Here is a 15,538-nt window from a genome sequence, read left to right as displayed (position 1 = left end):
GCCGTGGCCGTCAGGTCCTTGATCGCGGCCGCCGTCTTTCCAGGGTCGCGGCCTGATTTTCGGTGCGGTTCGACATCTCGATCGACGCCTCGCCGACCTCGCTGGCGGTACGCTCCACGGTCCCCGCCACCTCTTTGGCTGAAATGATCGCCTCAGACAATCGTGCTGCGGCCGCATTGAACGCATCGCCCAACCGGTCGATGTCCGTCACGCCACACGGCGCGACCTCATGCTCCAGATCGCCGTCGCTCAGACCTTTGAGCGCCTCTGCCATGCGTTCGATTCCAAGACGCCGCGCTGTGACGTCCGTGGCAACCTTGATCACCTTCTCGACAGTGCCATCGGAGCTTATGACGGGGGCATAAGTCGCGCTGATCCAAACGATCTCGCCCGTTTTGGAGACGCGCGGAAACTGGTCCGTGAAGAACTCTCCCTTCGCCAGCGCCGTCCAGAAGGCACGGTACTCTTCGCTTTGCGCATAGTCCGGCGTCACGAACATGGCGTGGTGCTGCCCTGCGATCTCGTCAAGAGAATAGCCCAACACATGCAGGAAATTCTCATTGGCACTCAGGATCGTGCCATCAGGCGTGAACTCGATCACTGCCTGGGCGCGGTCGATCACAGATACCAGCGCTTGCGCAAACTCAACGTCGCCGCGCGCTTTGGTGTCTTGCTTTCTCTTCCCGAACATCCGGCACTCCTTCAAAGACAGGGTTCCGCGCACCCTATCAGCCAGGAATTAACAAACTGCTTCCTTTGATCCGGCCGAAGCGCGCAAGACTCATGCGGCCGGTTTGAAGCCCCTCATCTTCGATCTCGCCGGCGCGCGCGGGCCGGCAACAGTCCCGTTACGCTGCCCGGAAAAGCCACCGCACGTCATCGCGCGCCGCGAGCCGATCAGAAAGCGAGGTTCGCCGTCAGGCTGACCGAGCGTCCAGGCTCCGTCAACGCGATCACGTTACCCAGCCCGACCCCGTCGGACGACCGGCTTGTATAGGTCTCGTCAAAGATGTTGCGCACCTCCAGCCGCATTTCCAGCCGGTCCAAGTCGCTTGGGGTGTAAGTCGTGTAAAGGTTGACCACCTCGTAGCCCGACAGTGGCGCCCGCGTGTCGCGGTTCTTGAATGCGACCTCTGCGGTGCCGCCGAAGGTCCACTCGTCGGTGACATCGACGGCGCCTTCCAGTGCGATCGCCTTGCCGACCGGGCGGCCAAGGTAATAGGCAGTCGAGCCGATCGTCGCGCCGTTCAGGTCGACATCCGCATGGGTATAGTTGGCCCGGATGAACCCGTTGGCCCACGTGTACCCGACCGATGCTTCCCAGCCCTTGGAGGACAGGTCGGCAATCGCACCACGGTCGCCGCCGGTGGGCAGCACGGCGTTGATGTCGTTCACGTAGGTCTCGAAATAGGCCCCGCTCAGCTGCCACGGCCCCCGCTCGTAGCGCAGACCGATCCGGCCCGCATCCGACCGCGACGTGGTGAACCCGTTATAGGTCCAGGCACCGCCGAAATTGATCAGTGCCGCCTCGCCCAGCTCGTACCCGCCCCAGCTATGGGCGTAGCCCGCGTTCAGGGTCAGCGCATCGATGATCTTGAAATCGACCGACCCATTGGCGCTGAATCCGTCGTCCTTGAAGGTCTGGCCGTTGGCGGCCTCGAACTCCTGCCAGTCGTAACGCGCGCCATAGGACACCGACACGCGCGCGCCGACATCCTGCCGCGCCTGCGCGAAAATCCCGATGTTCCAGTGATCCTCGCGGCCCGAACTGCCGAACGGGCCCGGACCACGGCCGAAGCCCGAGGCGGACTCGTCGAAGAAGTCGACACCCACCGACAGGTCCCCGCCGGCGATGGCAAAGCGGTTCTTGAACGTCCCGCTGAAGCTTTCGTTCGTGCCGAAGACACCCGACGCGTCGATCTCCTGTTCGTTATAGCTCAGCTGGAAGAAGGGATCGAACCAGTCCGTGGCGCTGTCCTTGGTATAGGTCAGCGTATAGGACGTGCGCTTCGACAGGGCCGGCACAAGCACACTGGGCCGTCCGACAACGCCTGCAAAGTCGGGCCGTATGAAGATAATGCCGCCCGGCCCCGCCTGCCCGGCCCGCAACCCTGTGTCCTCGGTCTGGGACGCCGCGAATTCCAGCCGGTGACCCGTGGGCGATGAATAGGCGAATTTGCCCAGGTAGCTTGTCAGATCCGCCTCCGAGCCGGGAACGGTCACACCGCTGCCATCCTCGTAGCTGCCACTGTCCGACCGCGTGCCGCTCAGCAGGTATTCGAACCCGCCGCTGCGCCCGAACAGCGTCAGCCCGGCGCGGATCCGGTCCTCGTTCGTGCCGAAAGTCAGCGTCGTCATGCCGCCGAAATTGTCGCCATCCTCCAGCAGGTCGGCGGCGTCCTTGGTCTCGTAGGCCAGCGACCCGGCCAGCGCGTTCGGCCCCGCATCCGCCGGCGCCAGCCCCTTGCTGACCTCGACAGATTTCAGCAGCGCAGGGTCGATCAGCACGTTTCCGGTATGGTGAAACGCCGACTTGTTCTGCCGCGCGCCATCGATGGTAACCGACAGCAGGCTTTCCTCGACACCGTTGACGAAGACCTTGTTGGCAATCGCCGCCCCGCCGCTTGTGGTGACCGAGGTTTCCCCGTCGAACACGTCGCGGATGGATTGCGGGTTGCGCTGTTCGATCTCTTCTTCCGAGATCTCGTCGTTGCCCAGAAGCGCTTGCGCTTCCGGCGAGCCGATGCGGATCGTCCCGAGGAAAGTGGCGCCTTCGGCGTCCTGCGCCAAGGCGGCAGGCACGGGGAGGAAAGCGGTCGTGATCAGCAGAATACCGAGGCGAGAGAGGTTCATGACTGTGTCCCATTTCAATCGTGTCGAAGCTGGGTACGTGCGGTCATGCTTCCCTGGCGGTGATGCGGCGACGTTTAAGGCTCTGCGCGCAAAGTGCAAGCACCATCCCGTGCAAAGCTCGGGCCGGTCTGGCATTTTTGCATCAATGCCACTGTGCTGAAGGCTCAGACCCCCACGAAGGTCCGCCCGCCGACTTTGTGGAAAACCGCGTCGGTTCCGAAAATGTCCTGCATCAACTTGCCGTCCACCAGCGTTTCGGCATCCCCCTGCGGACCGATTTTCCCGCCTTTCATGGTCACGATATGATCGGCATAGGCACAGGCATAGTTGATGTCGTGCAGCACGATCACCACCGTGCGCCTGTACTCTCGCGTCAGCCTCTGCAACAGCGCCATCAGCGACCGCGACGCCGCGATATCGAGATTGTTCAGCGGCTCGTCCAACAGCATGTATTCCGTGTCCTGCGCAAAGATCATCGCCAGAAGTGCCCGCTGCCGCTGCCCGCCCGAAACCGTGTCCAGCGTCCGCTGCGCCAGCGCATCCAGTTCGAACAGGGTCAGCGCCTCGGCGACCTTTTCGCGGTCGTCCCTGCCCGGTCGCCCCAGGTGGTGCGGATAACGCCCGAAAGCCACCAATTCCGCGATTGTCAGGCGCGGCGCGATCTCTGAACTTTGCGGCAGGATTGCCAGCCGCCGCGCCAGCGTGTTCGACGCGCAGACGCCCACCTCCAGCTCGTCCACCATGATCCGCCCCGTGCGGTGCCGCGCCAGCCGCGCGATCAGCGACAGGAGCGTGCTCTTGCCCGCCCCGTTCGGTCCGATCAGCGCAGTCACCTTTCCCTTCGGAATCTCCAGCTCGATATCGTGCAGCACCGTGCTGCCGCCCAACTCGTGGCTCACGCCCGTCACAGAAATCATCGCTTCAATCCTTTCATCACCAGAACCAGGAACAGCACGCCGCCCGCAAGGTCGATCACCACGGTCAGCGGTGTCACCAGCCCGAACACGCGCTCCAGCAGGGCTTGCCCCCCGACCAGCGTCGTGCCCGAAATCAGCGCGGCCGAGACCAGCAGCACCGCGTGCCGCCCGGTTGGCGTCACCACGTGGGCGATGCTGACCACCAGCAGCCCCAGGAACGCCGTCGGCCCGACCAGCGCGGTCGCCACCGACACCAGCACGCCGATCAGGAACAGAACCTGCAACGTGCCGCTGCGCACGTCCTCGCCCAAGTTTATCGCCGCCTCGCGCCCCAGCGACAGCACGTCCAGCCGGTGCCGCATGGCCCATGCGCCGATCAACGCCGCGCCGATGGTCCCCGCCGCGATGGCCAAGAGGCCGGTCTCGATCTGGTGGAACCGAGCATAGGACGACACCTGCACCACGCTGAACTCGTTGGGGTCAAGCATCCGCACCAGCAGGGTGCGCAGCGACCGGAACAGCACGGTCAGCACCAGCCCGGTCAGGATCATCCGCATCAGATCGGGCCGCTCCTGCAAAAACAACGTCCCGAACAGCAACAGCGACGCACCGGTCATCAGCACCAGCGACACGACGAACTGAACCCAGGAGGTAACGACAAGCTCATCCGTCATGCCGAAAACGAAGACGCCCATCGCCACGATCAGCACGAAAAGCTCGTCGAAGCCCATGATCGACGGCGTCAGGATGCGGTTCTGCGTGATCGTCTGAAACAGAACCGTCGAGGTCGACAGCGCCACCGCCACAAGGCACAGCGCCACCAGCTTTGCGCCCCGGAACTCCAGCACGAAGCCCCAGTTGCCGCGCGCGCCGATGGTCATGTAGGCCACCGCCGACGCCACGAACAGCACCGCAAGTAAGATCAGCCGCCTACGGTGCATGGCGCGCCGGACGGTAAAGCAGCCAAATGAACACAACCGCGCCCACGACCCCCAGCACCGTGGCCGAGGGCATCTCGAACGGATAGCGCAGCACGCGGGCCACGATATCCGCCACCAGCACCAGCCCCGCCCCCATCAGCGCGATCACCGGCAGCGTGCGGCGCAGGTTGTCGCCCATCATCCGGGACACGATGTTGGGCACGATCAGCCCGACAAACGGAATGATCCCAACGCTCACGACTGTCAGCGCACTGACCAGCGACACGGCCAGAAGCCCGAACAGCATCACCTGCCGGTAATTGAGCCCAAGGTTGATGCTGGCCGCGTGGCCCAGCCCAAGGATCGAAAACTGGTCGGCGGCCACGAAGCACAGCACCGCCGCGATGGCCGCCAGCCACAACGTCTCGTAGCGCCCCTGCAACACGCCCGAGAACTCTCCGGTCACCCAGACGCCGATCATCTGCAACAGGTCGTTCTGGTAGGCCACGAAGGTCACGCCCGCCCCGATCACCCCGCCATAGACAAGCCCCACGAGGGCGACCATGTAGGGCTGCGTCGGCGGCAGCCGCCGGGCGATGACCAGGAAACCGGCGGTCGAGGCGAACGCCGTCGCCGACGCCATGGCGATCTTGGCAAAGAGCGTTGCCGCCGGCGCGCACAGCGTGACCAGCAAGATGCCCAGCGCCGCGCCTTCACCGCTGCCCACCGTCATCGGCTCGACGAAACGGTTGCGCACCAGCATCTGAAGGACCGTCCCCGCCACCGCCAGCGATGCCCCTGTAATCAACACGGCAAACAGGCGCGGCGCCCGGCTCACCGCGATCAGTTGCAGTGCCGCGGGGTCCTGCAACAGCGCAGCCGGGCGCAGGTCGATCACGCCGATGAACAGCGACACGACCGACAGCGCCAGCAGCGCCACCACCCCGAGGACACTCTTGCCCACAGCTCAGGTGCCGGAAAATGCGGCCAGCAACTGGTCCATGGTGACATTGAGAGCCTGAACCCCGCCCGCCGCGATGTAGATCGGCGCGCTATCGAGGGTGATGACCTTGCCGTTGCGCCACGCTTTCGTCTCGCGCACCAGCACGTTGTCCAGCGTCGATGTCGCCGTCTCCACATCACCGATCGCGGCGCTGCGGTCGATCACCAGGATCACATCGGGATCGACCTTACGGATGAATTCGAAACTGATCGCCTCGCCGTGGTCCGAGCCCGCCACCTCTTCGGCGGCCACCGCCAGCCCGAAGGCCGTGTGCAGCCAACCGAACCGCCCGGACGGGCCGTAGGCCGACACCTTCGGCCCGTTCGTCATCACGATCAGCGTCCGGCCCGCGCCTTCGGCGGCCTCGGTCACTTCGGCCTGCTTGCGCGTCAAATCTTCGGCCAGTGCCGCCGCCTCGTCCTGCCTGCCGAAAATCGCGCCATAGGCCTCCAGCCGCTTCAGCCCCGTTTCCAGCATCTCGACATGGATCGTCATGTCGATGGTTGGCGCAATCCGGACAAGGTCGGGAACCTTGTCATGGCTGCGCCCCCCGGCAATGATCAGGTCAGGCTGCAACGCATAAAGCGCCTCCATGTCCGGCTCGAACAGCGTGCCGATCCGCGCTGCCCGCTCCGCCGCGTCTTCCAGATAGTCGAGGTAGACATTGGAAATCGTACCATCCACCTCGACACCCAGCGCCTCCAGCGTGTCGAGCGCGGCCATGTCATAGACGGCCACCGTTTCCGGGGTCTGCGCAACGGTCTCAGCACCGCGAAACGTCTCGACGGTCACATCCTGCGCGCCAACCGGCCCTGCCGCAAGGCAAAGCGCAAAAGCGAATTTTCGGAGCATGTCTTCCCTCTGTCTTGAAAACCTGCATGGCTGGGAAGTCTGGCTTTGCAGGCGCTGCTCCGCTGTGCTTAACCGCAGGGGAAAGAAGAGTCTACGCCCAACATATCACGAAAAGGAGGCAGCCATGCCCACCCTCATCGGACGCATCGAAACCGAGCACGGCGCGAAATATCTTACCCAGCTTTGCAAGCATTTCGCCCACAAGATCGACGCCACCTGGGAGGGCAACCACGGCCGCGCAGACTTTGCCTTCGGCCCCGCGATCATGGAGGCCGACCCGCAGGGCCTGACGATCCGCTTCGAAGTGGACAAGGACGAAAACGTGCCCGCCGCCAAGGGCGTCATCGACAGCCACCTCGTGACTTTCGCCCACCGCGAAAAGATCGAAGGCATGGAATGGGCCGCAGCCTAACCCGGATGCCTTGCCTGCGCTCATCGGCCCTGTCCATCGCGTCCCGGAAGCGTAAGAAACCTCGGCCCGCCCCGAACGTGATGTGGTTTTGAACGGGACATTCCCCACACAGAAATCTGCGCTACAGCTTTCTCCCCGGATGTCAGCGTCCACGTCCTACCGGCAGCTATGCGGGACTTGGTTCCGGTTTGCCGCGGTCACGCCAATATCCGCTATGCCACACAGGGGTTAAAACGGATCTCACCTTCCGTGGCACACACGTACGAGTTCTGACAGAAATTGTCCCATGATCACGCTACGAAAGCTGGGGGAAGTTCGCTCCAGATTGGTCCCCGAGAATAAAACCCCGCAAGTCGTGCCCTTTCCCCTTAAAACCGGGCCATTCCATTGGGCACCGAAAGGGGACAGTAATGGCGCGGAAACGACATCCGGACGAAGACGTTTTGAAGCTGACGATTGGTGACGATGTGGCATCCGGTATCGCCCGGCACCCATGTAAAAATTAGCTTAGCTAAGCATGTATTCCTGCTGCATTTCGCATGATTCTCCGTATTCTCGGTATAGTGGCTGTGACGATGAATTTTTCAGCATCAAAAATTATTCATTGTTTATAAATCTTTGAACCCGAAATCTCTCGACTTTATGTAATTTCCGTACACAAAGGTTGAATCATCCTCGTTAGGAACCGATAACCGAAGACACTTCAAAGGTCGGTCAAAACTTCCACAAGCGAAGTTCCCTGACCGGGCGGTGAGGCGCAATTTGACCCGACCGCCATTGATCACAGGGATCTGCCCACGCAACGACGTGCGGACTGAACAACGACAACCCTGACGGCACCGCCTCTGTATTCCGCGCCGCGGAATCCGGAAGACCGGTTGCGGCCAAGTGCGGGCTGCCGTCATCAGAAACGGAGAGAGACATGACCAGCGACGTCGCCGGCAACGCCGAACTGACGATGACCAAGCAGACCTACAGCAAGGATCCGTTGGCAGACCGCGAGACGGGACATTATCGCAAGGAATACGTTACCAGCTTCGTTGACAAGTGGGACGAGTTGATCGACTGGGACGGCCGCGCTCAAAGCGAGGGGCAGTTCTTCATCGACATCCTGAAGGCGCGCGGCAAGGAGCGCGTGCTGGACGTGGCCTGCGGGACCGGCTTTCACTCGGTGCGCCTGACCGAGGCGGGTTTCGACGTGACCGCCGCCGACGGCAACGCGGCCATGGTCGCCAAGGCGTTCGAGAACGGCCAGAGCCGCGGCCTGATCCTCAAGACCGCTCAGGCGGACTGGCGCTGGCTGAACCGGGACATTCACGGCAAGTACGATGCAATCATCTGCCTTGGCAATTCTTTCACTCACCTCCACGAAGAGCAGGACCGCCGCCGTGCCCTGGCCGAATTCTACGCCGCGCTCAAGCATGATGGCGTGTTGATCCTCGACCAGCGCAACTATGACGCGATGCTCGACAGCGGGTTTTCCAGCAAGCACAAGTATTATTATTGCGGCGATGACGTCAGCGCCGAGCCCGAGCATATCGACGAAGGCCTGTGCCGGATGCGCTATGACTTCGCCGACGGAGCGTCCTACACGCTCAACCTTTGTCCGATCCGCAAGGATTACATGCGCCGCCTGTTCCGCGAAGCCGGGTTCGAGCGGGTGCGCACCTATGGCGACTTCCAGGACACCTATGCCGAGGAGGAGCCCGACTTTTTCATCCACGTCGCCGAAAAATCGGCCGAGCATGTGGCCCGCTGGGGAGGCAACGGCGCCGATGGTCGGGTGGACATCCGCGATGTCGCGGAAACCTACTATGACAGCGATGATGCCGACACGTTCTACTCGACCATCTGGGGCGGCGAGGACCTGCATATCGGGCGTTACGCGACCACCAAGAACATCCGCGAAGCCAGCGACCTGACGATCGAAAGCATGATCGAGGCGCTGCCCGGCCTGAAATCCGGATCCCGGGTTCTGGACCTTGGTGCGGGCTATGGCGGTGCGATGCGCACCGTCGTGAAGAAAACCGGTTGCGAGGCTGTGTGTCTGAACATCTCCGAGACCCAGAACGAATATAACCTGGGCAAGGTTCGCGCCGCGCGGCTGGCCGACAAGATCAGCATTCGCCACGGCGTATTCGAAGACGTGCCAGAGGCCGACGAGAGCGTCGACGTTGTCTGGAGCCAGGATGCCTTCCTGCATTCCGACCAGCGCGACCAGGTTCTGGCCGAGGCGTTCCGTGTGCTGAAACCGGGCGGGCACCTGATATTCACCGACCCGATGCAGGCCGATGACGTGCCCGAGGGTGTTCTTCAGCCCGTCTATGACCGGCTGCAGCTCAACAGCCTGGGCTCGCCCGGCTTCTACCGCCAGACCGCCGAGGGGCTCGGTTTCGAGACGGTACAACAGGAGGATGCGGTTTCCGACCTGCGGGCGCACTATGCCCGGGTTCGCGAGGAGCTTCTGGCGCATTACGACGAGCTGCGCGAGAAGGGCTGCTCGGCCGAGTATCTCGACAAGATGGCGGTTGGCCTGCAGAACTGGGTGAAAGCCGCCGATGACGGCCACCTCGCCTGGGGCATCCAGCATTTCCGCAAACCCGTCAAACACTGAACCCCGCGACGGGGGCGCCGTGGCGCGCCCCCGCCTTTTCCCTCCCGATCACCGAGATGGAGACACGCACATGACAGGTACGTCCGACACGCCGTCAATTTCATTCGAGCTTTTTCCGCCCAAGACGGAGGCCGGTGTGACCCGACTGCGCGATACCGTGGCGCAACTGAGTGCGGCCGACCCGGAGTATTTCTCGGTCACATACGGCGCCGGGGGCACCACGAGGGACCGCACCGCGCGCATCGTCGAGATGGTGGCGAACCGCACGGGGCTGCCGGTGGCGCATCATTTCACCTGCGTCGGCGCCAGCCGGGCCGAGATCGACCGCCAGGCCGAAGCATTCTGGGAGACCGGCATGCACAGGATCGTCGCGCTGCGCGGGGACCTTCCGGAGGGCCAGAGCCTGCCAGACGATGGCTACAATGACGCGGCCGAACTGGTGACGGCGCTGCGCCGCAAGGGCGATTTCGACATCTCCGTCGCCGCCTACCCCGAGGTGCATCCGGAGGCCCGCGATGCCGCCGCTGACATGGACCACCTCAAGCGCAAGATCGACAACGGCGCGGCACGGGCGATCACGCAATATGCCTTCGACACCGACACCGTGCTGCGGTTCGTCGATCGCGCGCGGGCCGCGGGCATCGACGCGCCGATCGTGGCCGGGATCATGCCCGTGGCCAATTTCGAGGGGCTGAAACGGTTTTCCGCAGGCTGTGGCGCCTCGGTGCCCGACTGGATGGGCCAGATGTTCGACGGGCTGGACGAAGCGCCTGAAACTCGCGCGATGGTCGCGACGGGCGTTGCCGCCGAGCAATGCCGCCGCCTGATGGAGGCCGGGATCACCGACTTTCACTTCTACACGCTCAACCAGCCGAAAGTGACACTGGCCGTTTGCAGGACATTGGGGCTGACACCCGATATTATGGCCGAGAACGCCGCTTGAAGGAATGAAGAACGCATGACCAAGACCAACGACATAGCCACAGCCAATGCAGACCGCATCCTTGTGCTGGACGGGGCGATGGGCACGATGATCCAGCAGGAAAAGCCGGATGAGGCCGCCTATCGCGGCGCGCGGTTCAAGGATCATCCCAGCGACGTGGGCGGCAACAACGAGTTGCTGACCCTGACCCAGCCCGACATGATTCGGAAAATCCACGAAGATTTCCTGAATGCGGGTGCCGACATCCTGTGCACCAACACCTTCGGCGCCAACGCGATCAGCCAGGCCGATTACGACATGACCGACCTCGTGGTCGAAATGAACACCGAATCCGTCCGCCTCGCGCGGGAGGCCGCCGACGCGGTCGCCACGCCCGACCGGCCGCGCTGGGTCGCGGGGGGCATCGGCCCGACAAACCAGACCGCCAGCATCAGCCCGGACGTGAACGACCCCGGCTTCCGGGCGGTGACATTCGACGATCTGGCCCGCGCCTATGGCGAGGCGGCGCGCGCGCTGATCGAGGCAGGCGCCGACCTGCTGCTGATCGAGACGATCTTTGACACGCTGAACGCCAAGGCCGCGCTTTTCGCCATCGACAGCCTGTCGGACGAGGGGCTGACCATTCCGCCGCTGATGATCTCGGGCACCATCACCGACCGGTCTGGACGCACCCTGACAGGCCAGACGCCCGAGGCGTTCTGGGTGTCGATGAGCCACGCGCGCCCCTACTCCATCGGGCTGAACTGCGCGTTGGGCGCGGGCGAGATGCGCCAGCACGTGCGCACCCTGTCCGAGGTGGCCGACACGCGCATCAGCGCCTATCCCAACGCCGGCCTGCCCAACGAGATGGGCGGCTATGACGAAACGCCCGAGGAAACCGCCGAGCATCTGGCCGAATGGGCGTCGTCGGGGCTGGTCAACATCGTGGGCGGTTGTTGCGGCACCACGCCCGACCATATCCGCGCCATCGCGGATGCGGTCGCGGGCAAGGCCCCGCGCAAGATCCCGCAGAAAGTCAGGCGCATGCGGCTGAGCGGTCTGGAGATGTTCGAGACACAAGGCGCGGACGTCAAGGAGGGCGCAGCATGAGTACCGGAGTTGCCAGTTTCATCAATATTGGCGAGCGGACCAATGTCACCGGCTCGGCCAAGTTCAAGAACCTGATCATGGACGGCGACTATGCCACCGCGCTCGACGTGGCCCGCCAGCAGGTCGAGAACGGCGCGCAGATCATCGACGTGAACATGGACGAGGGGCTGCTCGATTCAGAGCAGGCGATGACGACCTTCCTGAACCTGATCGCGTCCGAGCCCGACATCAGCCGCGTGCCGGTCATGCTCGACAGCTCCAAGTTCGAGGTGATCGAGGCCGGGCTGAAATGCGTACAGGGCCGCGCCGTGGTCAACTCCATCTCGCTCAAGGAAGGCGAGGAGGCGTTTCTGGAACAAGCCCGAACCGTGCGGCGCTATGGTGCCGCCGTGGTCGTCATGGCGTTTGACGAGAACGGACAGGCCGAGACCGCGCAGCACAAGTTTGACATCTGCAAGCGGTCCTACGACCTCTTGGTCGAGAAGGCCGGGTTCGAACCCTGGGACATCATCTTCGATCCCAACATCTTTGCCGTGGCGACGGGGATCGAGGAGCATAACGACTATGCCAACGCCTTTTTCGAGGCGACCCGAATGATCAAGGAGGCGATGCCGGACGTGCATGTCTCTGGCGGGCTTTCGAACGTGTCTTTCAGCTTTCGCGGCAACAATGCGGTGCGCGAGGCGATGCATTCGGCGTTCCTGTACCACGCGATCCCGCTGGGGCTGGACATGGCGATCGTCAATGCCGGGCAGATCACCGTCTATGACGACATCCCAGGAGAGCTGCGCGAGCATGTCGAGGACGTGCTGCTGAACCGCCGCGACGACGCGACCGAGCGCTTGCTGGAGATTGCCGACAAGTACAAGGGCACCGGCGAGGCGTCCAAAAAGGAAGATCCCAAGTGGCGCGAACTGCCGGTCGAGAAGCGGCTGGAACACGCGCTGGTGCACGGCATCACCGATTATGTGGTCGACGACACAGAGGAATGCCGCCAACGCGCCGAAAAGCCGCTCGATGTGATCGAGGGACCGCTGATGGACGGCATGAACGTGGTCGGCGACCTCTTCGGCGCGGGCAAGATGTTCCTGCCGCAGGTGGTGAAATCTGCCCGCGTGATGAAGGCCGCCGTGGCGCATCTGTTGCCCTTCATGGAAGAGGAAAAACGCCTGTCGGGCGACACCTCAGCCAAGGGCAAGGTGGTGATGGCCACGGTCAAGGGCGACGTGCACGATATCGGCAAGAACATCGTCGGCGTCGTGCTGCAGTGCAACAACTACGACGTGGTCGACCTTGGCGTGATGGTCCCGGCCGAGGATATTCTCGAGGCGGCGAAAAAGGAAAACGCCGATATCATCGGTCTCTCCGGTCTGATCACCCCGTCGCTTGACCGAATGGTCGACGTGGCCGCCGAGATGAAACGACAGAAGTTCGACCTGCCGCTGCTGATCGGCGGGGCGACCACCTCGAAAAAGCATACCGCGCTGAAGATCGCGCCGGAATATGAGCATGGCGTGATCCATGTCGATGATGCGTCCAAGGCCGTCGGCGTGGTCTCAAAGCTGCTGTCCAAGACGGCCCGACCGGGCTTTCTGGCCGATGTCGTCTCCGAGCAGGACAAGCTGCGCGACGGGATGAAAGGCGCCGGCGACCGGCCGACCGCCGCGCTGGCCGAGGCGCGCAAATCCAGGTTTGACGGCGGCTGGGACAGCTACACGCCCCCCGCCCCGCAGACGCCGGGCCTGACGGTGATCGACGACATGACCATCGCCAAGCTGCGGGAGTTCATCGACTGGACGCCGTTCTTCAACACCTGGGAGATGAAGGGCAAGTTTCCCGGCATCCTCGAAGATCCCGACAAAGGACTGGCGGCGCGCGAGCTTTACGACAACGCGCAGAAGATGCTGGACCGGATCGAGCAAGAGGACTGGTTCAGTCCGCGCGGCGTGGTGGGCCTCTGGCCCGCAAATGCGCAGGGCGACGATATCGTCGTCTGGGCGGACGAGACCCGCAAGAACGCTGCCGCCCGCATGCCGCAACTGCGCCAGCAGCGCAGCAAGTCGAACGGCAAGCCGCAGATGTGTCTTGCCGACTTCGTGGCGCCCGAAGGCACCGAGGACTGGGTGGGCGGCTTTACCGTCACCGCCGGGCGCGAGGTGCACGACATCGCCGACCGGCTGAAGGCCGAGGGCAACGACTATGACGCCATCATGGTGCAGGCACTGGGCGACCGGATCGCCGAGGCCTTTGCCGAGGCATTGCACGCCCGCGTGCGCCGCAGCCTGTGGGGCTATGCCGCGGACGAGACGCTGGATAACGAGGCGCTGATCCGCGAGCAGTACCGCGGCATCCGCCCTGCCCCGGGCTATCCGGCCAACCCCGACCACACCGAGAAGCGCACGCTGTTCGACCTGCTGGATGCGCCCGAGCATACTGGCGTCACCCTGACCGAAAGCTGCGCGATGTGGCCCGCCTCGGCGGTATCAGGCCTCTATTTCGCCCACCCGGACTCGGCCTATTTCGGCATTGGCCGGATCGGCCCCGACCAGGTGGCCGATTATGCCGAGCGCAAGGGCATGAAGATTGCCGAGGTGGAGGCATGGCTGCAACCCAGCCTGTCCTACACGCCCGACAAGTCATCGGCCGATCGAAAGATCGCCTGACGCCCGCAAAAAGTCGATTTTTGACAAAAGCGACCCAACCCCACGACAGTGGAGAAAGGACCAATTATGAGCGACAAGTCATGGCTATTCACCAGTGAATCGGTGTCCGAGGGGCACCCCGACAAGGTCTGCGACCGGATTTCGGACGCGGTGCTGGATGCCTACCTCGCCGCTGACCCGCAATCGCGCGTGGCCTGTGAAACGCTGGCCACCACCGACCACGTCACCATCGCCGGCGAAGTGCGCGGCCCGGAAAGCGTGCTGAAGGATGTCGAGCAAATCGCCCGCGACGCGATCCGCGACATCGGCTATGAACAGCATGGCTTTTCCTGGAAGGATGCCGAGATCATCTGCCGCCTGCACGCCCAATCGGCCGATATCGCCATGGGCGTGGACGAGGGCGAAAAAGGCGAGGAAGGTGCCGGCGACCAGGGAATCATGTTCGGCTACGCCTGCAACGAGACCGAAGAGCTGATGCCGGCCCCGATCCAGTTCGCCCACAAGATCCTGCGCACGATGGCCGAGGACCGCAAATCGGGCAAGCAGCCCAAGTTCGGCCCCGACGCCAAGAGCCAGGTCACGCTCAAATACCAGAACGGCAAGCCGGTCGGCCTCGACACCGTGGTGGTCTCGACCCAACATGCCGAAGGACTGAGCCAGGACGACGTGCGCAGCCTCGTCGAGCCCTACATCACCGACTGCTTCAAGGAAGAGGGCTGGAGCCTGCCGTCGCAGGACAAGATCATCGTCAACCCGACCGGCAATTTCGTCATCGGCGGCCCGGACGGTGATGCGGGCCTCACCGGCCGCAAGATCATCGTCGACACCTATGGCGGCGCCGCCCCACATGGCGGCGGCGCGTTTTCCGGCAAGGACCCGACCAAGGTGGACCGTTCGGCGGCTTATATCTCACGCTACATGGCCAAGAACGTCGTCGCCGCCGGGCTGGCCGACAAGTGCCAGATCCAGTTGGCCTATGCCATCGGCGTACCCGAGCCGGTCGCCATCTATGTCGACACACTGGGCACGGGCCGGGTCGACGAATCCAAGCTGGCCAGCACCCTTCGCGAGATGGTCGGCCTGACCCCGCGCGGCATCCGCGAGCATCTGGGCCTGCTCAAGCCGGTCTATGCCCGCACCGCCGCTTATGGCCATTTCGGACGTGTTCCGGACGAGGATGGCGGCTTCAGCTGGGAGCGCACGGATCTGGCCGACGAACTGGCCCGCACCTTCGGCGTATCCGCCGCAGCAGAGTGATCCGAAACACCAGAA

Annotated in this window: 12 protein-coding genes; 6 read left to right on the top strand and 6 right to left on the bottom strand. The window is 63.5% G+C overall.

The window, feature by feature from the left end; translation table 11 throughout:
- Nucleotides 1-10 precede the first annotated feature (10 nt).
- The 6 genes from FIU86_RS22770 to FIU86_RS04445 all read right to left on the bottom strand — a co-directional run bounded on the left by FIU86_RS22770 (nt 11) and on the right by FIU86_RS04445 (nt 6,545).
- Entirely contained in the window at nt 11-691 is a 681-nt protein-coding gene (locus FIU86_RS22770; protein ID WP_254703937.1) for a PAS domain-containing methyl-accepting chemotaxis protein, read from the bottom strand.
- 206 nt (nt 692-897) lie between these two features.
- Nucleotides 898-2,853, bottom strand: a complete 1,956-nt coding sequence (locus FIU86_RS04465; protein WP_152473966.1) for a TonB-dependent receptor — start codon at nt 2,851-2,853, stop codon at nt 898-900.
- Between the two features lie 164 nt (nt 2,854-3,017).
- Nucleotides 3,018-3,770 carry an ABC transporter ATP-binding protein gene (locus FIU86_RS04460; protein WP_152473965.1) on the bottom strand — a complete coding sequence of 251 codons (753 nt, stop codon included), beginning with the start codon at nt 3,768-3,770 and terminating at the stop codon, nt 3,018-3,020.
- Complete coding sequence (locus FIU86_RS04455) at nt 3,767-4,711, bottom strand: iron chelate uptake ABC transporter family permease subunit (RefSeq protein ID WP_152473964.1); 945 nt, start codon at nt 4,709-4,711, stop codon at nt 3,767-3,769. Before FIU86_RS04455 ends, FIU86_RS04460 begins: the two co-directional genes overlap by 4 nt.
- On the bottom strand, nt 4,701-5,654 hold the full coding sequence (locus FIU86_RS04450; protein ID WP_152473963.1) for an ABC transporter permease: 954 nt from the start codon (nt 5,652-5,654) through the stop codon (nt 4,701-4,703). The genes FIU86_RS04455 and FIU86_RS04450 overlap by 11 nt, the downstream gene beginning before the upstream one ends.
- A 3-nt stretch (nt 5,655-5,657) precedes the next feature.
- The gene (locus FIU86_RS04445; protein ID WP_152473962.1) at nt 5,658-6,545 is read right to left on the bottom strand and encodes a siderophore ABC transporter substrate-binding protein; all 888 of its coding nucleotides are present in this window, start codon (nt 6,543-6,545) and stop codon (nt 5,658-5,660) included.
- Nucleotides 6,546-6,669: 124 nt separating this feature from the next.
- Between FIU86_RS04445 and FIU86_RS04440 the strand changes: the two genes are divergently transcribed.
- From FIU86_RS04440 to metK, 6 genes are all read left to right on the top strand, one after another.
- The gene (locus FIU86_RS04440) at nt 6,670-6,957 is read left to right on the top strand and encodes a DUF2218 domain-containing protein (RefSeq protein ID WP_152473961.1); all 288 of its coding nucleotides are present in this window, start codon (nt 6,670-6,672) and stop codon (nt 6,955-6,957) included.
- Nucleotides 6,958-7,879: 922 nt separating this feature from the next.
- Nucleotides 7,880-9,571, top strand: a complete 1,692-nt coding sequence (locus FIU86_RS04435; RefSeq protein WP_152473960.1) for a methyltransferase domain-containing protein — start codon at nt 7,880-7,882, stop codon at nt 9,569-9,571.
- A gap of 70 nt (nt 9,572-9,641) precedes the next feature.
- A complete protein-coding gene (gene metF, locus FIU86_RS04430) occupies nt 9,642-10,514 on the top strand; it encodes a methylenetetrahydrofolate reductase [NAD(P)H] (protein ID WP_152473959.1) in 873 nt (290 codons plus the stop codon).
- Nucleotides 10,515-10,529: 15 nt separating this feature from the next.
- Nucleotides 10,530-11,603 (top strand): homocysteine S-methyltransferase family protein, encoded by a 1,074-nt coding sequence (locus FIU86_RS23085; protein WP_368373152.1) that lies wholly within the window; start codon nt 10,530-10,532, stop codon nt 11,601-11,603.
- A complete protein-coding gene (gene metH / locus FIU86_RS04425) occupies nt 11,600-14,266 on the top strand; it encodes a methionine synthase (protein ID WP_368373151.1) in 2,667 nt (888 codons plus the stop codon). The genes FIU86_RS23085 and metH overlap by 4 nt, the downstream gene beginning before the upstream one ends.
- A 66-nt stretch (nt 14,267-14,332) precedes the next feature.
- On the top strand, nt 14,333-15,523 hold the full coding sequence (gene metK, locus FIU86_RS04420) for a methionine adenosyltransferase (protein WP_152473958.1): 1,191 nt from the start codon (nt 14,333-14,335) through the stop codon (nt 15,521-15,523).
- The last annotated feature ends 15 nt before the right edge of the window (nt 15,524-15,538 follow it).

The sequence above is a fragment of the Roseovarius sp. THAF9 genome (genome assembly GCF_009363715.1).
In the GTDB taxonomy this organism is placed as follows: domain Bacteria; phylum Pseudomonadota; class Alphaproteobacteria; order Rhodobacterales; family Rhodobacteraceae; genus Roseovarius.
Note: the sequence above shows the minus strand (reverse complement) of the source record. Positions and strands in the feature narration are given on the sequence as shown.